This is a genomic window from Superficieibacter sp. 1612_C1 (genome assembly GCF_015234305.1).
Taxonomy (GTDB): domain Bacteria; phylum Pseudomonadota; class Gammaproteobacteria; order Enterobacterales; family Enterobacteriaceae; genus Superficieibacter.
The window spans coordinates 327,228-345,679 of sequence record NZ_JADGMI010000004.1 but is presented as its reverse complement, the minus strand read 5'-3'; the positions used below and the strand labels follow the sequence as shown (position 1 = coordinate 345,679).

Here is an 18,452-nt window from a genome sequence, read left to right as displayed (position 1 = left end):
GGGTAGTAGATAAAGATGACGATTCCGACCTGATGATCAAAATGTGATGGCGATCCTGTCGGGCAGCGTAATTTGGTGAATAATCAATAAATAAAGTTAAATCACGGTCGGCAAAGAGCTGAATAATGAATGTCTATGCTTGAATTATCCATAGCGCTTCCGGTGAAGGCACAGAATGGCGGGTTGTTTATTTCGCGTGGTATGGGGAGCCATCCCGCGCGAAAACTCACCTCGTGGGAAGTTATTTTTGTTGAAAAAGGGACATTAACGATTCAGGAAGAGGAGAATGTATTTGCGGTGAACGCCGGAGAGAGCCTGGTATTATGGCCGCAGCGTCATCATGTCGGCGTGGGTGATTTTCCCGCCGATCTAAAATTTTATTGGCTACATTTTGACGTGACAAAAGAAGCGCATCATGGCGAATGGTTAACCCACCTTGCTATACCGCAGCACGTTAAAGTGGGTGACCCGCAATATATGATGTCGCTATTTAGGCAATTCCTTAACGAGCAGGAAAGTCTACAGCGTAGCGTGGCGCTGGAATTAGCGTTACTGCTGATCCTGCAACAAATTGCGCTGGGGGCGGACCATAAAACGGATACCGATGATGCGGGTACGGTGCTGGCGTGGAAAGCGCAGCAGCTTATCCGTACCCAGTTTCATCTTCCGCTCTCCACCTCTGCGCTGGCAAAAGAGCTGCACTGCAACGCGGATTATCTGGGACGCGTTTACCGCCGGGTTTTCCGCCTGACGCTGACCGACGCCATCCACCGCCAGCGGGTGCGGGCGGCGGAAAAACTGCTTATCAGCGACGCCCGCTCGCTGAAAGAGGTCGCCGGGCTGTGCGGTTTCAGCGATGTGGGCTATTTCCGGCAAATCTTCCGTAAACATACCGGGTTAACGCCCGCCGCCTGGAAGCGACGGTACTGTAAAGAGCATATTAACTCGGCATGATCACTGCCCGTAATAAGCGGTTTTCCCGTGCTTGCGCAGATAGTGTTTATCCAGCAGTTCGGGTTGCATATCAGGGAGATCCGGGCTGAGCTGGAGGGAAAACAATCCCATACAGGCGCACTCCTCCAGCACCACGGCGTTATGCACCGCGTCGGCGGCGTTTTTCCCCCACGCAAACGGTCCGTGAGAATGGACCAGCACCGCCGGGACCTGCATGGGATCAAGGCCGCGTTCTGCAAAGGTTTTAATAATCACTTCGCCGGTCTGGTACTCATATTCACCCGCGATCTCCGCCTGGGTCATCCGCCGGGTGCAGGGAATGGTGCCGTAGAAATAGTCAGCATGCGTGGTGCCCCACGCGGGCAAATCGCGGCCCGCCTGCGACCAGATGGTCGCATGGCGTGAATGGGTATGGACAATGCCGCCGATGCCGGGATAGCGGCGATACAGCGCCAGATGGGTAGGGGTATCGGAAGAGGGCTTTTTATCGCCTTCTACCACCTTACCGGTGGCGATTTCTACCACCACCATATCGCTGGCGGTCATGACGTCATAATCAACGCCGGAGGGTTTAATCACCATCAGACCGCGGTCACGATCGATGGCGCTGACGTTGCCCCACGTAAACGTCACCAGATGATGAGCGGGCAGCGCCAGGTTTGCCGCCAGTACCTCGGCTTTCAGTTGTTCTAACATATCAATCCTCCTTCCTGCATGCGGGCTTCAATCCAGCGGCGCGCCTGAATAATTTCCAGAACCGGCTCGTTGGCTTTCTCGGTCCACATCTCAATCAGAAATGCGCCGCGGTAATTCAGCTTGCGTAATGTGCTGAAAATGCTAACGAAATCGACGCAGCCTTCGCCAAAAGGCACATCGCGAAACTGCCCGGGACTTTGCGCGGTGACGGGCTGGGTGTCTTTGAGATGAATAGCCGCGATGCGATCGATACCCAGCGAAAGTTCCGCCTGAACATCGTTGCCCCAGGCGCTCAGATTGCCGACGTCCGGGTAGACGCTGAACCACGGCGAGGCGAGCAGTTCATCCCATTTTTTCCATTTGCTGATGGAGTTCATAAAGGCGGTATCCATAATTTCTACCGCCAGCATCACCTGCGACGCGGCGGCCTGCTCTACAGCCCACGCCAGCCCTTCGGCAAAACGTTGCTGCGTGCCTTCATCGTGTTCTTCGTAATAGACGTCGTAACCAGCCAGTTGAATGGTGCGAATACCTAAATCGCGGGCCAGGCGGATCGCTTTGCTCATGATCTCGCGTGCCCGGGCGCGAACGGTTTCATCGCGGCTGCCGAAGGGAAAACGACGATGGGCGGAAAGACACATTGAGGGAATAGCGACGCCGGTTTCCAGCATGGCCTGCACCAGCGAGGCGCGCTGGGCGGTGCTCCACTCCAGACGCGACAGGCGTTCGTCGGTTTCATCCACCGACATCTCAACAAAATCGAAGCCGCAGCTTTTCGCCAGCACCAGCCGCTCCGGCCAGCTCAGCTCTTTTGCCAGCGCTTTTTCATAAATACCTAACGGATGGCTGCGCATTATTGCTCTCCCCAGATGGCCCGGATCTGCGCGTGGAATTCCGCAGCGACCTGGGCGGGATCGCTGGCACCTGCCAGCGCACGTCCGGCAATAAAGGCTTTTACGCGGATATCCTTAAATAGCGGCAGATCGGCTGGCGTAATACCGCCGGTAATGGACAGTTCAAGACCGATATCGGAGAGCGCCTTCATGCGCGCCAGATCGACCTCGCCCCATTGCTGGCCGCTGGCCTGCGCGTCGCGGCCCCGGTGGTAAATGGCCTGGCGAACCCCGACGCGGTACCAGTCGCGGGCATCATTCAGCGTCCAGTTGCCGAACAGTTCAATCTGGATTTCCCCGCCGCGTGCCAGCGCGACCGCATGACCTTTTTCGATGGTCGCAAGTGGCGCGGCGCAGATAATGGTCATCCAGTTCGCGCCTGCGTCGAACGCCTGCTGCGCCAGCGTTTCTCCGGCGTCCGCGACCTTCCAGTCAGCGACAATAATCTTCTCCGGACACTGGTCGCGTAGCGCTTTAACCGCGCCAAGACCTTCGGTCAGACACAGAATGGTGCCCGCTTCGACGATATCGACGTGGTTTTTTAGCAGGCTGACGTCGCGCTGCGCGTCAACAAGACGGGTGTGGTCGAGCGCCAGTTGCAAAAGAGGTCGGCTCATACGTTGTGCTCCTTAATACGGGCATGAAAGCCCTGAAGTGCTTCAATCAGGATCTGGTAACGCTGGTATTTGCGTTGGTAACTGGCGTGTGGGGTGGCGTCCGGGGTAACGGTTCGCAGGTTCCAGGTCAGCGAACGCTGCGCGTCGTGAAGGCTGGCGTAAATGCCGGTCCCGACCTGCGCCACCAGGGCGGCCCCGAAACAGCCGGTTTCTTCAATTTGCGGCAGCTCCAGCGGCAGGCCGCTGACGTCGGCAAGCATCTGCATCCAGACCTCAGAATGTGCCGGACCGCCGGTCACTCTCAGGGTATGGACGTCGCGAAAGCGTTCGCGCATTCGGTTGAGATGGGTCATATGGCTGAACACCACGCCCTCAAAAACCGCCTGAAGAAGATGCGCGCGGGTATGCATTGCCTGCATGCCGTAGAATCCGCAGGTCATCTCCAGCCCGGCATTGCTGCCGTAGAGAAAGGGCAGAAAGAACAGATCGCTGCCCGCTTTCGGCAGGTCGGCGACGCTACGGTTAATCTCCTCAAACGACATTTCGCCCCACTGCGCGGTCAGCCACTCCAGATTGCCGGAGGAGGTAGGGCTGGCCTCATGAACGATGTACTGGCCGGGCGCGGCGTAACGACCGTAGACGTAAGGATGCGTTTCGTTGTTACGCAGCGCGTCGGCGATACCGCTGGTGACAGCCCAGGTGCCCATCACCGCATTGAGGGTATGCTCATCGTTAAGGCCCGCACAAAGTGCGGTGGAAACCACATCAAACAGACCGCCCACGACGGGAGTTCCCGCCGCGAGACCGGTGATGGCGGCTGCCTGAGCGGTGATTTCCCCGCATATTTCTGTTGAGCCAACAATCGGTGGCAGGGTAGTGTCGATCTCGCTGATGCCGAGCCAGCGGGTCAGGGCCGGGTCATAGCGTCCGTCATGCATGTTATAAAGATTGGACTCTGAGATGTTGCTCTCTTCCGCGCCCTTAACGCCAGTCAGGCACCAGCGCAGGTAATCATGTCCCATCATCACGCTGCCGATACGGGCATAGCGCTGCGGCTCATGCTCTTTTATCCAGCGCAATAGCGAGACCGGATGCCCGGTCCACAAGGTCTGACGCGTATGCGGATAGAGCGTGTCCGGAATACCGTCCTGCTGCCAGCGACGGACGATCTCCAGCGCCCGACGGTCGGAGGAGAGGATGGCGTTACCTAACGGCTGATCGTTTTTATCCAGCAGGAACAATCCCTTGCCCTGCGCGGAAATGCCAACGCCCCGGATTTGCTGGCCTGTTACGCCCGTCTTCAGTAACAGACGGGCAATAGTAGTTGCGCAATGTTGCCACAGCGCGGACATATCCCGTTCCGCATAACCGGCTTGCGGACTTAACGTGCGCAGCGGCTGGCGGGCGATTCCGTGCTCCTTGCCCTGGCGATCGTATAAACCGGCTTTCAGATAAGTACCGCCACAATCGATACCCAGCCAGAAGGTCTCTTTTTCACTCATCGTTATCATCTCGTTGCCCCCGGTGGCGCTGCGCTTACCGGGGCTACAGGTAGCCGCCATGTTTTCCAGGCCTGATAAGCGCAGCGCCATCAGGCATTGTTGCGTTACGCTTCGCGTTTACGCGGATTTACCGGGCGGGTACTTTCAGCCCTGGCATCGCATTTCGCGGGCAGCAGCAGCGCCATCAGCGCCGCCAGCGCCAACGAGATAGCAAGGCAGTACACGCCCGCATCTTTGCTGTAGAGCGTGATCAGCACGCCGACCGCGTAAGGGCCGCAGAAGCCGCCGAGGTTGCCGAGCGCGTTAATCACCCCGCGCGCGCCGCCCGCCATTTCGGCGCTGAACAGGCGTGCCGGAATGGTCCAGAACACCCCTGCGGCGGATTGCAGGAAGAAACCGCAGCCGACCAGCGCGGCATAGGAGAGCCAGATATGGGCTTTCAGCGTGACGGACAAAAACATGCACAGCGCAAAGCCAATCAGCGGCAGGGAAACAAACAACTTACGTTTGCCGGTGCGGTCCGACAGGGAGGAGAAGAGGAACATGCCCGCAATCGCCCCGACGTAGGGCAGAACGGCCAGCATGCCTACCTGGCCGATGCTGGTGTGCGTCAGCTCTTTGAGAATGGTTGGAAGCCATAGGGTATAACCGTATATCCCGGTCTGATAAAAGAAGTTCAGTGCGATCAACTGCCACATAGTTTTGTCGGACAGCACTGCGCTAAGCGACGCGTTTTTGACCTCTTTCCCCACGATGGCCTGCTGCTCAGCGGCCAGCGTCTCGACCAGATAATTTTTCTCGGCCTCAGAAATCCAGCGCGCCTCCTGCGGACGGTCATAAACGGTAAACGCCCACAGCACCAGCACCACTACCGACAGCAGACCTTCGATGATGAACAGCCAGCGCCAGTCCAGCACGGTGATGATCCAGCCGGAGAGCGGCGCGGTGATGATCCCGGCAATCGGCACAAACATAATCACGATAGCGTTAGCGCGTCCGCGCTCGGCATCCGGGAACCAGTTGCTGATCATCGTCAGCACCACCGGTAACATTCCCCCTTCAGCCACCCCCAGCAGAAAACGCAGCGCCAGCAGCTGATACTGGTTAGTGATAAGGCCGGTCAGCACGGAAATCACTGCCCAGGCGACCAACGACCAGCCGATAAACTTCTTACCGCTGCCGTGGACGGCGATTTTACCGCCCGGCACCTGCAAAAAGAGATAGCCAATAAAGAAGATGCCGCCTGCCAGCCCGGCCATAGTGGCGGAAATACCCAGTTCTTCATCCATGCCGCCGGGCATAGCGAAGGCGATATTAACGCGGTCCATATACGAAATAATACAGGCGATAAGAATAGGTGGAATTATTCTTAGCCAGCGTTGATGCGGAATGCCCGCAGGTGTAGAGCCAGATAAAGTATTCATGATGGTTTTCTCATAAAAAAGTTTTGTTCTGGTGTAATGGCGCAAAATTTGTTTTTATTTTGTTGCTGTGTTCATTGCATCTATGCCGTTGCGTAAAATCGCAACGCGATGCCCGACATCAGCATTAGCATCTATTTCAAGCAGTTTGATACCGGCAAATTGCAGAGTTGCAGCATCGGCCGCATTAAATAATTCACGCACGCGATCCGCCGTCAGCAAACTCTCTTCGCAGAACGGGGCAAAGGGCGAATGTAAATCCTGCCACTCGCCGTAATCGCCCGTTTCCGTCGTGCCGGAGAACATGAGCGCGCCGAGTTTCACCGCCTGTTTTGCCATTTGCGTATGCGTCAGCGGCAGCGTGGTATTACGGCCTTCAATGGCGGAGCGCGCCCAGTTAATACAGACGCTGATATCGTAGCCGTTGAGCACATCCAGCACGTTCTCCAGCGGCAGAAAGCCTTTGCGCGGCGCAGGCTGCGTCATCGCATCACAGTGCTCCAGCACCAGCTTGCATGACCAGTCCCAGCGGGCGATCTCTTTTATTGAACGGGCGAACGCCTCGGTTGCCTGATCCACATCGGCGTTGCCTGCCAGCGGAGCTGCCTGGATTTCCAGAGCGATCACTTTGCCGCCGTGCCTGGCGTTAACAGCGGCAATTTTCTGATGCAGATGGCGATAGTAATCAACGCAGGCCCGACGCTGGTTTTCATCGCTGGAGGCAAGACCAAAACCACCGTTGATCCCCCGGCGGCGCATGGTTTCCATAATGGCGGTGACAACGATCTGCCACTCTCCCGGCGTGTGTTGCCATAACCACTCGTCACCATAAGGATGCAGATTTTCCAGGCAGGGCTGCTCCAGTCCGCGTATACCTGCGGTATCGGCGAGCTGTCGCCAGAATGCGCTTTCCTCCTCTTCACTTTTCTGGTGAAAAGATGGCGCGCAGGGGTACGCGCCAATAATATAACCGGCGTTATTGCTTTTCATATTGTGCTCCTGATATTTATCGGGTTTGATAAATATGCAAGTAATTAAAGCGCCGCGAGGGCAACCTTGACGACAATTTTACGAATAGGCGTTGCCGCTGTTTTATTACAGGCAGGACGATGTACATCCTGCGGGAAAAATATGGCGTAACTGCCCGGCACCATTTCCATAAAAGATTCGTTTTCGCTCTGGTGATAAAAAATAATATCGCGCTCTTCAAGCAGTGATTCGCTAATTTCATTGTTGCCGGTGTCGATGGCAATACCTATTTTCTCTTCTCCCCACGCGAGAAACTGGATATCCAGATAGCGGCGGTGCACTTCTGGCTTATTCTCCTGCGCTTCGCGGGTGGTTAAATCGATAATCTGGGCAAAAATATCTTTTCCGTCGATCTCTTTGACGCCCGGATTGAGCTGACGGAAATCCGTAGTGCGCAAAAAATCGAGCGCCTTTTCGATTGCCGCGGGCAGGCGACAAGGATTGGGTTGGTTAATGTGACCGAAGATCATCATCCGTCTCCTGTAGCGCCTGAATTTTCGCCCATACGCTGTCATCAATGGTGATGCCGTTGCGACGGTTTTCCTCCAGCAGGCGGGTAAATTCATGACCCGGCAGGCGGATTTCCACGTTTTCATCGGAACGGTCGGCGGTGGTTACAAAGTCCATGATGCGCTGAAGTTTGGCGTCGCGCGTCGGGCCGTCGATCAGCTTATCGACTTCAATGGCGATGAAAATCTGCGAGACGCCATATTCGTCGCTGTTATCCTGGGTGACTTCAGCGACCGAAGCGCCGTCAGAAAGCAGGGTGGCAATCATGTCCAGCACGATAGAAAGCCCGGAACCCTTCCAGTAGCCCATCGGCAGAATGCGGCGGTTTTTCTCGATCACCCCCGGCTCTTTGGTCAGTTGACCGTCATCATCGAAGCCGCCGTCCACCGGCAGCGTACGGCCCGCCAGTCGGTTCACCTCCAGCATGCCGTAAGAGAACATCGACATCGACATATCCACCATCGTGATGGGGTTCGACGGGATGGCGACGATCAGCGGATTGGTGCCAATGCGGCACGCTTTCGCCCCCCACGGCGGCATGACTGCAATCGAGTTGGTCCAGCAGATGCCAATATAGCCTTTCTCCGCCGCCTGCCAGCCGTAACTGCCGCCGCGCATCCAGTGATTAGCGTTACGCAGGGCGACCAGCCCGATACCGTGATCCGATGCCAGCTCGGTCGCGCGATCCATCATCTTCTTCGCCGTCAAATTGCCAATTGAACGCTGCGCATCCCACTGCTCGATCGCGCCGAGGCTGACAATGCGTTTCGGTACCGCGTCGGGAATGATGTCGCCCGCATCGAGTTGCTGAATAAAACGTGGAAATCGGTTTACGCCGTGCGAATACACGCCGGATTCGGTGGTGCGGGCAAACATTTCCGCACAGGCATCGGCCGTGTCGCTGGCGACCCCGCGTGAAAGCAGCACCTGATTAAAAGCCGCTTTCAACTGTTCAAATGTGACTTTCATCCCTCTTGTTCTCCCGTCTTTGCTTAACGCTGTGAGTGATTTTTTAGCTCTTAATTTCACTATGCGAAATCTGATTTCAAATATAACGACCAATATTTAACAGATCAATGGGAAGCGCTGTTTTTTAAAATATTAGAAATCAATAGCTTGTAATTTTTCAGTCCAGATCGTGAACTGAACCACACTTTGCGCTACCATCAGGACGCGACAAAAAGGAGCGAGCAATGAGTACGAAAGAGAGCGATGTGATGCAGGATAAAGAGAGGCCCGCCGGCAGCCAGAGCCTGTTTCGTGGCTTAATGCTGATTGAGATCCTCAGCAACTATCCGAACGGCTGTCCTCTGGCGCATCTGTCCGAACTGGCCGGGCTAAATAAAAGTACCGTTCATCGTCTGTTGCAGGGTTTACAGTCCTGCGGCTACGTGACGCCCGCGCCTGCGGCAGGCAGCTACCGGCTGACGACGAAATTTATTGCGGTGGGACAGAAGGCGCTTTCGTCGCTGAATATTATCCACGTTGCCGCGCCGCATCTGGAGGCGCTGAACCTGGCGACCGGGGAGACCATTAATTTTTCCAGCCGCGAAGACGATCATGCGATCCTGATCTACAAGCTGGAGCCGACGACCGGCATGCTGCGCACCCGCGCCTATATCGGGCAGCATATGCCGCTCTACTGTTCGGCGATGGGGAAGATTTATATGGCGTTCGGGCATCCGGATTATGTGGAGACCTACTGGCAGAGCCATCAGGACAGTATTCAGCCGTTAACCCGCAATACGATTACCGGCCTGCCAGCGATGTACGATGAGCTGGCGCAAATTCGCGAGAGCAGGATGGCGATGGACAGGGAAGAGAACGAGCTGGGCGTGTCATGTATTGCCGTACCGGTGTTTGATATTCACCACCGCGTGCCCTATGCGATTTCGATTTCGCTTTCTACTTCGCGCCTCAAGCAGATCGGTGAGAAAAATTTGCTTAAGCCGTTGCGGGAGACCGCGCAGGCTATCTCTAACGAGCTGGGTTTCAGCGTGCGGGAATAAAACACATGTCAGCGTCTTTCTGGCAGCACATTGCTGAAAAAGGAGTTTCCCATTGAATGCCCGGCGGCGCTTCGCTTGCACGGGCCTACAAATGATACATAATCCTTTGATATCGCTGATTTTGTAGGCCGGGTAAGCGAAGCGCCACCCGGCAGAAAGGTCAAACAGCTAGCAACATCGTGTTATCTGTTAGTCTGAACGCCAGATCGTTTCTGGCATCTGACAAATCTTTCTCCTTTCCCGCGTCGGATCAAAGCACTGACGCCATCTTCTCTGGCACTCTGCTTTTTTTCCTCTGCCGGAGAAAGGCATGAATCGATTTATTCGCGCCGATTCCACAAAATGCATCGGCTGTCGCACCTGCGAAGTCGCCTGCGCGGTGTCGCATCAGGCGCAGCAGGATTGCGCCGCGTTAACCGCCGCCGCCTTTATTCCACGTATTCGGATGATTAAAGCGGATACCTTTTCTACCGCCGTTACCTGCCATCATTGCGAAGGCGCACCCTGCGCCAGGGTGTGTCCCAACGGCGCGATTAGCCGCCGCAACGGTGCGATTCTGGTTGAGCAAAGCCGTTGTATCGGTTGCAAAAGTTGCATGGTCGCCTGTCCGTTTGGCGCGATGCAGGTGGTAACGACGCCGCAGCAGGTACAGGCGCTGAAGTGCGATCTCTGCCTGCATCGCGACGGCGGCCCGGCCTGCGTTGAAGCCTGCCCGACCCATGCGCTTGAATGTCTCGATCCGGATCAATTACAACGCGCGCGGCTACATACGCCGCGCGGCGTTTATCCTTCCAGCCAGGCGCGTTCGATCTCTTCGGCGAGGATTTTTACCCCCGCCTCGATTTTCTCCGGGTCCGGCACGTAGTTCATCCGCATGCACTGGTGGGTGTGCGGCCAGGGTTTGTCCAGACCGGGGAAGAAGTAGTCGCCGGGCACCATCAGCACGCCGCGTTTTTTCAGACGCTGGTATAGCAGCTCGGTTGAGATGGGCAAATCTTTAAACCACAGCCAGAGGAAAATCGCGCCTTCAGGTTTGTGGATCAAACAGCGTTCTTCCGGCAGATAACGGCGAATAATGGCGACCGTCTCCTGCACGCGCTGGTAGTAAAACGGTTTGATGACCGTTTCCGACAGGCGCAATAAATCGTTACGCTTAATCATCTCGCACATCATCGCCGGACCCATACCGCCCGGTGCCAGGCTGATGATGCCATTCATGTTGGTAATAGCGGAGATGATTTTTTCATTAGCGATGATAATTCCGCAGCGGCTTCCCGGCAGGCCCAGTTTGGACAGGCTCATACACAGCACGATATTCGGGTTCCACAGCGGGCGCGCTTCGCTAAAAATGATGCCGGGGAAGGGGACGCCGTAGGCGTTGTCGATCACCAGCGGGATGCCGTGCTGGTTGGCCAGCACATCCAGCTTCATGATCTCTTCATCGGTGATGACGTTGCCCGTCGGGTTGGTCGGGCGCGAGACGCAAATCATTCCCGTATCTTCGCCTACGTGCAGATGTTCAAAATCAACGTGATACTTAAACTGCCCTTCCGGCAGCAGTTCAATATTAGGGCGTGCGGAGACGAACAGATCCTCTTCCAGCCCCGCATCGGCATAGCCAATGTACTCCGGTGCCAGCGGAAAAAGCACCTTGCGCGTGGTACCGTCGGCGCGTCGCCCGGCAAAAAGGTTAAATAAGTAGAAAAATGCACTCTGACTGCCGTTTGTTAGTGCAATATTCTGCGGTTCAATATCCCAGCCCAGCTCTTTACGTAGCATATCCGCCAGCAGCGCCAGTAATTCGCTTTTCCCCTGCGGACCGTCGTAATTGCATAGCGCGTCCGTGGCGTTGCCGTTTGCCAGCATATCGGCAAGTAGCTGATGAAAGTAGTCGGTCATCGCCGGGATTTGCGCCGGATTGCCGCCGCCCAGCATGATTGCGCCTGGCGTGCGTAAACCGTCGTTAAGGTCCTCCATCAGGCGGGTAATGCCTGAATGGCGGGTAAATTTGTCGCCGAAAAGGGAAAATGTCATAGCGGAGATCTGTCGGGCCTGTTTGAAAGAGAGTAACGATAACGCGCCCTGTGACGCGGTGCAAATCGGGGAAACGGGGAATGGATGACGAATTTAACTACAATTTATTACCAACACAGATTTTTATGCTGGTGCGCGAGGGCGGCGCGCGCCCCCGCAGTCGATATATTATTCCTCTTTTCCTGCCCAGACGACCATTACGGTATCGTCGCCTTTTTTGCGAATAAAACCGTATCCCTGCGATAGCGTCAGCGTGGTCTGTTTACCCTCGCCGACCGCCGGATGACGGGCGCGGAACTGGCCAAGTTTTTGCCAGTGCGCGACATCCTCTGAGGCTTTCCCGGCGATATCCTGCCAGTTCATCTGCGAACGCGTGCCCTGAAGCGGGTCCGATCCGGTGGGACCAAAAGGCCGCGCCGACTCATCGCCATAAAAAATCTGTACCGCGCCGGGGGCCAGTAAAAGCAGTTCTGCTGCTTTGCTGCCGCCTTCGCGGAACAGGCGGGTATCGTGGGAAGAAAGGTAACTCAATACGTTAAAGGTCTGGAGCTTATCCGCCATGTGCTGCCAGACAGGGTCGATATTCGCCAGGCAGTCAACTGCGCCCGCGGCCTGCTCCTGATAATCGAAGTTGATCATCGCATCAAAACCGTGGCGGTAGTAGCCGCTCTGCATCACGCCGTGGCCCCAGGATTCGCCGGTCATCCAGAACGGCGCGTCGTCCAGCGCTTTAGTGGGGTTCGCCGCTTTCCACGCCGCAAGCGCCTCGCTGGCCTGGGTTTTAAGCTGCTGCCAGCCCTCCATCTCAACGTGTTTTGCGGTATCGACCCGGAAGCCGTCAATACCGAAATCGCGTACCCATTGACTTAACCAGCGGGTGAGATAATCACGCGGTGTGTAACCCGCGATGGCTTTGGCGCGCGTGTCGGGCTTGTGCTGATAAAACACCGGCAAACCGGATGGCGTGGTGGATTCGGTTTTTAAATCAGGCAGAAAGGCCAGCGACATGGTCAGATCGTCAAAACCGGGATTGTCATAATCGCCGATGTCAGTGCGGATCCAGTTCTTGCCCCACCACCTGTCCCAGCTCGCTTTATCGCTGAAGTTAATGTAATCGTTAAAGCTGTGCCAGCTCTGTCCGGCGGCGGGTTTCCAGTCGGTCCAGCGATCGCCCAGCGTTTTTTTCAGCTCGTCACCTTTAAGATACAGCGCGCCGAACTGGTACTCCTGCATATCTGCAAGGGTGGCGTAGCCGGTATGGTTCATCACTACGTCAAAAAGAATACGGATGCCGCGTTTATGCGCCTCATCAACCAGTTTATGCAGATCCGCCTCATCGCCCATATTGGCGTCCAGCCGGGTCCAGTCCTGGGTGTAATAACCGTGATAGGCATAGTGTGGAAAATCGCCTTTCGTTCCGCCGCCTACCCAGCCGTGGATTTGCTCAAGCGGCGAGCTTATCCATAGCGCATTGACGCCGAGTTGTTGTAAGTAGTCCAGCTTGCTGGTCAGCCCTTTTAAATCGCCGCCGTGGAAGGTGCCAATCTCTTCCATTCCGTCTTTATGTCGACCGTAGCTGTTATCGTTAGCGGGATCGCCATTGACAAAACGATCGGTCAGCACGAAATAGACGGTGGCGTTGTGCCAGTCGAATGCGGCGGGAGCATCGGTTTCCGCGCGCTCCAGCAGTAAAAGACCCTGGCTTCCGGCGGCGGGTAAGAGGGTAATTTTGCCCTGCTGGACGGTCGCGGTTTGCTGACTATAAAAATCGCGCACGACGCTGCCTTCCGGAAAAGTCTGGCTGACATCCAGCGTCAAAGGTTTACCATCCCACCTCGGACACTGACGGATAACGGCTGCGCGGGTTTCCTGCGCGGGGCTTTGCACGCGGATCGTCAGGGTCGGCGTGCCGGAGCGGGTATCGACTTCCAGTTGATAATCACCATCGCGGAACAGACGCCACTGGGGCGCATCGCCGCTACAGGGCTTAAGCGACAGCATCTGGTTGAGCTTAATGGCGTCCGCTGGCTGCCAGCACTGCTGGTCAAAATTTAAGGTTAAAGGGCGCGTACCCTTCGTGAGTGCAGCCTGACTAATGAATTTTCCAGTACCTTCCGGCGTGAACGCCGGAAAGCCGGGCGCATTCCAGGCAGCGATTGCCATGCCGGGAAGCAGCAGCGGTAAAAGTGCGGCGAATTTCATGGCGATGTCCTGTCACGGTGATTTAGCGCATTTTGCACACAAATCCTTATCGCGTGCTCCTCCTTAAAAGCAACCTGACGGGGAGGATGGTACAGGGTGAGTGACGGCGCGCAAAAAAACGGCAAAAAGTGAGAGGTCCGTAGCACTTATGGCGCGTAAATGAGCAATGTTTACACTTTACACGTGACATTATTTCGGATTTTCTCTATTCCTTTACGTGCTCATGAAGGATATTTTTGGTAAGGTTCGGGGCTCAGTGCTTATTTCCCTAACATAACTAAGGCGTTTGGATGCTTAAATCCGACCAGGAGACTTAATGATATCGACTCCCCTTCGACGATATGGGGCCATGATACTCATGTTACTCACCTATGCTTTTTCGGGTGGGACGTTTGCAAAAACGCACACAACAGCGAGTGATATAGCCCGAATAACAGCGACAAGTAATAAAAAGGTTAGCAGTAAACAAGAGTATTCTCGCAATAGTGATTTAAGTAGTTCACTCCCTGACTTGCGAAAATACCCTTCCGGAACACCAAGAAAAAAAGCGTTTCTCCGGACGGTCATGCCTTATATTACCAGTCAAAATGCAGCGATTACGGCAGAACGTAACTGGCTGATCTCAAAGCAATATAGCAGCCAATGGTCGCCTGCGGAGCGTTCACGCCTGAAGGATATTACGAAGCGCTATAAGATTAGCTGGTCTGGCAATACGCGTCGTGTTCCGTGGAACAAACTGCTTGAGCGCGTTGATATTATTCCGGGCAGCATGGTTGCGACTATGGCTGCCGCAGAAAGCGGCTGGGGTACCTCAAAGCTGGCACGTAATAATAACAATCTCTTTGGCATGAAATGTGCGAAGGGTCGTTGTACCAACGCGCCGGGTAAAGTAAAAGGCTACTCGCAGTTTGGTTCGGTGAAAGAGTCGGTTAACGCCTATGTCGTTAATCTGAATACTCACCCGGCCTACACGTCTTTCCGTAAGTCGCGTGCGCAACTGCGTAAAGCGGATCAGGAAGTGACGGCGACGGCAATGATTCATAAGCTGGAAGGTTACTCCACCAAAGGCTCAAGCTATAACAACTTCCTGTTTTCCATGTATCAGGATAACCAGCGGTTGATTGCGGCGCATATGTAATCGTTACGTCTTCTTTAAACCCGGAACGGTTCGCCTTTCCGGGTTTTTTGTTGTTAAGCAGGAGGTTAATTCCTCCTTTCTCCTAAATTTTTTCCTAAAGTTTCGCTTAACAATTAACTCCCGCTTTTTTTCTTAGCCTGACGGTATAGATTAATCCCTCTTCAAAAGAAAGGATTTTTTATGTCAACAGGATTACGTTTCACACTGGAGGTGGACGGGCTGCCGCAGGATGCACTGGCGGTGGTGTCCTTTCATCTGGACCAGTCCCTTTCCTCGCTGTTCACCCTCGATATCTCGCTGGTCAGCCAGCAACTGCACAACATAGAGTTTGCGCAGTTGCTGGAAAAGACGGCGCACCTGAAAATCTGGCAGGGCACGGAGATACAGCGCCGGGTGAAGGGCGTGGTGACCTGGTTTGAACAGGGAGAATACGACGGCAACCGGATGCTGTACAGCATGAGGGTGCGCCCGCCGCTGTGGCGGGCGGCGCTGAGACAGAACTCGCGGATATTCCAGAACGAGGACATAAAAAGCATTCTGGGGACGATGCTGCAGGAGAACGGGGTGACGGAGTGGAGTCCGCTGTTCAGTGAACCGCATCCGCCGCGGGAGTTCTGCGTGCAGTACGGGGAAACGGATTACGACTTTCTGGCGCGGATGGCGGCGGAGGAGGGGATATTCTTCTACGAGGAGCACGCGCAGCAGAGCGACGACCAGAGCCTGGTGCTGTGTGACACGGTCCGTTTCCTGCCGGAGGCCTTTGACATCCCGTGGAACCCGAACACCCGTACTGAAGTCAGCACACTCTGTATCAGCCAGTTCCGGCACAGCGCGCAGATACGCCCCTCATCCGTCACCGGCAAGGACTACACCTTTAAACGCCCCGGCTGGGCGGGCCGCTTTGAGCATGCGGGAGAGCACCAGGATTACACGCTGCGTTTCGGTTACGATGCGCTGGGGCGTCTGACCCGCCTGCACAATGAAAAAGGCGAAGCGTACCGGTTTGAGTATGACGCGCGCGACCATCTGACAAAGGAAACCGGGCTGACCGGCGTGGAAAAAACGTATCAGCGCGATGCGCTGGGCCGTCTGCTGACGCAGACCGAAACGCCGGCCGGCGGCGGCGCGCCGCTGGTCACCCGCTTTGAATATGATGCGCTGGGGCGGCAGACCGCCAGCATCACCGCATCACGGCGAACGGAATATGAGTACGGGTTACTGAAAACCACCCTCCGGGATATCACCGCAGACGGCATCACGGAACTGTGTTTCGAATATGACAAACTGGGGCGGCTGACCGCCGAGCATAACCACAGCGGCTGTTACCGCCATGACCACGACGCGCTGGGGAACCGGACGGCAGAGCACTTTCCGGGCGGGCGGACTCTGCGTCACCTGTACTACGGCAGCGGGCACCTGCTCCAGACCCATCTGGAGAGTGTGGGGGGCCGGGAAGTGGTTGCCGAATATGAGCGCGACGAGCTGCACCGTGAAATCCGCCGCACGCAGGGCAGGCTGAACCAGTACCGGGCGTACAATATCTGCGGACAGCTGACGCGGCAGAGCAGCGGGCTGAAAGCGCCGGAGCTGATGACGCCGGTGCTGGACAGCCGTTATCATTGGGACAGCCGGGATGAGCTGTACCGCCTGAGCTGCCAGTATGCGAAGGCCATGCCGCCGCTGCGGGAGGGCGCGCCGCAGGAAGATGAGTTCAGCTACGATGCGCGCGGGCAGGTGGTGCGCCACGAGCAGGACGGTTACAGCGAGACGTTCAGCCATGACGGTGCGATGAACGTGCTGCGCAGCGGCGGATACCCGTCGCGGCTGCCGGAAGCGCCGGGTAACCAGGTGACGTACAGCGGGGAATACCGTTACACCTGGGACGGATTCGGTCGGCTGGACAGGCGGGAGAACACGCGCACCGGGGTGAAGCAGTGGATGCATTATGACGATGCGCACCGGCTGGTGAAGGTGGAGATACTGAACGACCACGACTGGCGTGAAGTGGCGTTCAGTTACGATGCGCTGGGCAGACGGACGGAGAAGACAGCCTGGCGGGCTGGCAAACCGGAGCCGCAGAAAACGGTGTATGAGTGGAGCGGGATGCGGCTGTGTGGCGAGTATAATGAGAAAACGCCGTCTGCCCACACGCTGTACCTGTATGAGGAAGAGAGCTGGCAGCCGCTGGCGCGGGTGGACAGCTACAGCGGAGGAAAGGCGCCGCAACAGCGGGTACTTTACTACCACACGCTGCCGAACGGCTGTCCACAGTGCATGACGGACAGCGAAGGGCAGACAGTCTGGCGTGCGCGGATGTGGCTGTGGGGCAGGGTCAGGCATGAGGACCGGAGTGATATTTATTCGATGTACCCGGAGCAGAACCTGCGTTTTGCGGGGCAGTATCTGGACAGGGAAACGGGGCTTCACTACAATACGTTAAGGTATTTTTTGCCGGAAAGTGGCCGGTTCTCGCAGCCTGACCCGATCGGGCTGGCGGGGGGATTAAACCTTTACCAGTATGCGACAAATCCGTTAAGCTGGATCGATCCGCTTGGGTTAACGTGTGGTGGTATAGATAGGCCTAAAAAAGTCTCTAATTCAAATTTACCCCATGCAATAGATCGAGCGGTTGAACGAGGCGTCTATCCGGACAGGAAAACTGCTTCTGATGCTTTAAAAGCCTTAGGTAAAGATATCGAATTGAATGGATTTCCTTCAGGCACAAGACCAGATACAGCACATATTGATCGGGTATTGGTTCCAGCGGGAAATAATGGAATGGTTGTATATCAAATCGCTAAAAATGGAACTGCAAAAATTAAAACAGTTCTTATTAAACTGTTGGAGTAAATATGTCTAAAGCCAAAATGCAACTAGAAAGTAATAAAGATGGCGATATAGCCTATTTATTCCTTCCGAAACATCCCGGGAAAGGTACTCCCGGGATAACAGCAAAACAAATCTCTTTGCATTCAATAATTAATGACTATCAAGGTCCAGAAATAATTTTAGATTTTGACAAGGATGGCGAAATTATTGGCATGGAGTTTTTATTTGATTAGAAAGAATCACTAATTAAAAAGCCGAGGAGATATTAAATCTTCCCGGCTTTTTATTATTTTAATCCCCGTTCATTCCACTAAACAAGCACATCCTTAATCCCCTTAACCACCTGTTTAGCCTGATAAAGCTGCTCGCGCAGTTCCTGCACCTCGTTATTATCCGCCATCAGCACAATGCGCCCCTCCGATATTTTCACGGTCACGCCGCGCCCGGTGTCAAATCCCGCCTCTTTCAGCCAGTCGCCTTTAAGGTGCAGGCTGGGATGATATGAATAGTAGGTTTTAGCGATATTCCTGCGGTTTTCGTGGCGGGCACTGACGTAGCCAACTTTATAGCGGCGCTGTGCTTTGGATGAATTTTTTTGTACTTAATCTGGTGATTAAA

General features: G+C 55.3%; 16 protein-coding genes and 1 pseudogene. 6 read left to right on the top strand and 11 right to left on the bottom strand.

Going from position 1 to position 18,452, the window contains the following annotated elements:
• Positions 1-135 precede the first annotated feature (135 nt).
• On the top strand, positions 136-954 hold the full coding sequence (locus tag INT84_RS15695; protein WP_194207539.1) for a helix-turn-helix domain-containing protein: 819 nt from the start codon (positions 136-138) through the stop codon (positions 952-954).
• Here the strand turns inward: INT84_RS15695 and araD are convergent, their stop codons facing one another.
• From araD to yiaK, 8 genes are all read right to left on the bottom strand, one after another.
• Complete coding sequence (araD, locus tag INT84_RS15690; RefSeq protein ID WP_194207538.1) at positions 955-1,650, bottom strand: L-ribulose-5-phosphate 4-epimerase; 696 nt, start codon at positions 1,648-1,650, stop codon at positions 955-957.
• Positions 1,644-2,504, bottom strand: a complete 861-nt coding sequence (locus INT84_RS15685; protein ID WP_194207537.1) for an L-ribulose-5-phosphate 3-epimerase — start codon at positions 2,502-2,504, stop codon at positions 1,644-1,646. Before INT84_RS15685 ends, araD begins: the two co-directional genes overlap by 7 nt.
• A complete protein-coding gene (ulaD, locus tag INT84_RS15680) occupies positions 2,504-3,160 on the bottom strand; it encodes a 3-keto-L-gulonate-6-phosphate decarboxylase UlaD (protein ID WP_194207536.1) in 657 nt (218 codons plus the stop codon). The genes INT84_RS15685 and ulaD overlap by 1 nt, the downstream gene beginning before the upstream one ends.
• Positions 3,157-4,662 carry an FGGY-family carbohydrate kinase gene (locus tag INT84_RS15675; protein ID WP_194207719.1) on the bottom strand — a complete coding sequence of 502 codons (1,506 nt, stop codon included), beginning with the start codon at positions 4,660-4,662 and terminating at the stop codon, positions 3,157-3,159. The genes ulaD and INT84_RS15675 overlap by 4 nt, the downstream gene beginning before the upstream one ends.
• 104 nt (positions 4,663-4,766) lie before the next feature.
• Positions 4,767-6,086, bottom strand: a complete 1,320-nt coding sequence (locus INT84_RS15670; RefSeq protein WP_194207535.1) for an MFS transporter — start codon at positions 6,084-6,086, stop codon at positions 4,767-4,769.
• A gap of 54 nt (positions 6,087-6,140) precedes the next feature.
• Positions 6,141-7,073, bottom strand: coding sequence for a DUF4862 family protein (locus INT84_RS15665; RefSeq protein ID WP_194207534.1), 933 nt, complete (start codon positions 7,071-7,073; stop codon positions 6,141-6,143).
• A gap of 44 nt (positions 7,074-7,117) precedes the next feature.
• Positions 7,118-7,582, bottom strand: a complete 465-nt coding sequence (locus INT84_RS15660) for a YhcH/YjgK/YiaL family protein (protein WP_194207718.1) — start codon at positions 7,580-7,582, stop codon at positions 7,118-7,120.
• Positions 7,563-8,591 carry a 3-dehydro-L-gulonate 2-dehydrogenase gene (gene yiaK / locus INT84_RS15655; RefSeq protein ID WP_194207533.1) on the bottom strand — a complete coding sequence of 343 codons (1,029 nt, stop codon included), beginning with the start codon at positions 8,589-8,591 and terminating at the stop codon, positions 7,563-7,565. Before yiaK ends, INT84_RS15660 begins: the two co-directional genes overlap by 20 nt.
• Before the next feature lie 224 nt (positions 8,592-8,815).
• On the opposite strand from yiaK, the gene yiaJ reads away from it, so the two are divergent.
• Positions 8,816-9,631 carry an IclR family transcriptional regulator YiaJ gene (yiaJ, locus tag INT84_RS15650; protein ID WP_194207532.1) on the top strand — a complete coding sequence of 272 codons (816 nt, stop codon included), beginning with the start codon at positions 8,816-8,818 and terminating at the stop codon, positions 9,629-9,631.
• Positions 9,632-9,941: 310 nt separating this feature from the next.
• On the top strand, positions 9,942-10,496 hold the full coding sequence (locus tag INT84_RS15645) for a 4Fe-4S dicluster domain-containing protein (RefSeq protein WP_194207531.1): 555 nt from the start codon (positions 9,942-9,944) through the stop codon (positions 10,494-10,496).
• Here INT84_RS15645 and avtA read toward each other — a convergent pair.
• Together avtA and INT84_RS15635 are read right to left on the bottom strand one after the other, a co-directional pair.
• Entirely contained in the window at positions 10,415-11,665 is a 1,251-nt protein-coding gene (gene avtA / locus INT84_RS15640) for a valine--pyruvate transaminase (protein WP_194207530.1), read from the bottom strand. The two genes, INT84_RS15645 and avtA, sit on opposite strands and share 82 nt — an antisense overlap.
• A gap of 168 nt (positions 11,666-11,833) precedes the next feature.
• Positions 11,834-13,867, bottom strand: a complete 2,034-nt coding sequence (locus tag INT84_RS15635; RefSeq protein ID WP_194207529.1) for an alpha-amylase — start codon at positions 13,865-13,867, stop codon at positions 11,834-11,836.
• A 316-nt stretch (positions 13,868-14,183) separates the two neighbouring features.
• Here INT84_RS15635 and INT84_RS15630 point away from each other — a divergent pair, with 316 nt between their 5' ends.
• From INT84_RS15630 to INT84_RS15615, 3 genes are all read left to right on the top strand, one after another.
• Positions 14,184-15,005 (top strand): protein bax, encoded by an 822-nt coding sequence (locus tag INT84_RS15630; protein WP_194207528.1) that lies wholly within the window; start codon positions 14,184-14,186, stop codon positions 15,003-15,005.
• A 180-nt stretch (positions 15,006-15,185) separates the two neighbouring features.
• Positions 15,186-17,855 (top strand): type VI secretion system tip protein TssI/VgrG, encoded by a 2,670-nt coding sequence (gene tssI, locus INT84_RS24235; RefSeq protein ID WP_228066289.1) that lies wholly within the window; start codon positions 15,186-15,188, stop codon positions 17,853-17,855.
• A 2-nt stretch (positions 17,856-17,857) separates the two neighbouring features.
• On the top strand, positions 17,858-18,067 hold the full coding sequence (locus tag INT84_RS15615; RefSeq protein ID WP_194207527.1) for a DUF2283 domain-containing protein: 210 nt from the start codon (positions 17,858-17,860) through the stop codon (positions 18,065-18,067).
• 77 nt (positions 18,068-18,144) lie between these two features.
• Here the strand turns inward: INT84_RS15615 and INT84_RS15610 are convergent.
• Positions 18,145-18,420, bottom strand: a pseudogene (locus tag INT84_RS15610) (SymE family type I addiction module toxin); the annotation flags it as partial.
• Between the last annotated feature and the right edge of the window lie 32 nt (positions 18,421-18,452).

Bases quoted from the DNA above. Each gene is read 5' to 3' on its own strand.
- INT84_RS15695 (WP_194207539.1), top strand. From the start codon at position 136: ATGCTTGAATTATCCATAGCGCTTCCGGTGAAGGCACAGAATGGCGGG.
- araD (WP_194207538.1), bottom strand. From the start codon at position 1,650: ATGTTAGAACAACTGAAAGCCGAGGTACTGGCGGCAAACCTGGCGCTG.
- INT84_RS15685 (WP_194207537.1), bottom strand. From the start codon at position 2,504: ATGCGCAGCCATCCGTTAGGTATTTATGAAAAAGCGCTGGCAAAAGAG.
- ulaD (WP_194207536.1), bottom strand. From the start codon at position 3,160: ATGAGCCGACCTCTTTTGCAACTGGCGCTCGACCACACCCGTCTTGTT.
- INT84_RS15675 (WP_194207719.1), bottom strand. From the start codon at position 4,662: ATGAGTGAAAAAGAGACCTTCTGGCTGGGTATCGATTGTGGCGGTACT.
- INT84_RS15670 (WP_194207535.1), bottom strand. From the start codon at position 6,086: ATGAATACTTTATCTGGCTCTACACCTGCGGGCATTCCGCATCAACGC.
- INT84_RS15665 (WP_194207534.1), bottom strand. From the start codon at position 7,073: ATGAAAAGCAATAACGCCGGTTATATTATTGGCGCGTACCCCTGCGCG.
- INT84_RS15660 (WP_194207718.1), bottom strand. From the start codon at position 7,582: ATGATCTTCGGTCACATTAACCAACCCAATCCTTGTCGCCTGCCCGCG.
- yiaK (WP_194207533.1), bottom strand. From the start codon at position 8,591: ATGAAAGTCACATTTGAACAGTTGAAAGCGGCTTTTAATCAGGTGCTG.
- yiaJ (WP_194207532.1), top strand. From the start codon at position 8,816: ATGAGTACGAAAGAGAGCGATGTGATGCAGGATAAAGAGAGGCCCGCC.
- INT84_RS15645 (WP_194207531.1), top strand. From the start codon at position 9,942: ATGAATCGATTTATTCGCGCCGATTCCACAAAATGCATCGGCTGTCGC.
- avtA (WP_194207530.1), bottom strand. From the start codon at position 11,665: ATGACATTTTCCCTTTTCGGCGACAAATTTACCCGCCATTCAGGCATT.
- INT84_RS15635 (WP_194207529.1), bottom strand. From the start codon at position 13,867: ATGAAATTCGCCGCACTTTTACCGCTGCTGCTTCCCGGCATGGCAATC.
- INT84_RS15630 (WP_194207528.1), top strand. From the start codon at position 14,184: ATGATATCGACTCCCCTTCGACGATATGGGGCCATGATACTCATGTTA.
- tssI (WP_228066289.1), top strand. From the start codon at position 15,186: ATGTCAACAGGATTACGTTTCACACTGGAGGTGGACGGGCTGCCGCAG.
- INT84_RS15615 (WP_194207527.1), top strand. From the start codon at position 17,858: ATGTCTAAAGCCAAAATGCAACTAGAAAGTAATAAAGATGGCGATATA.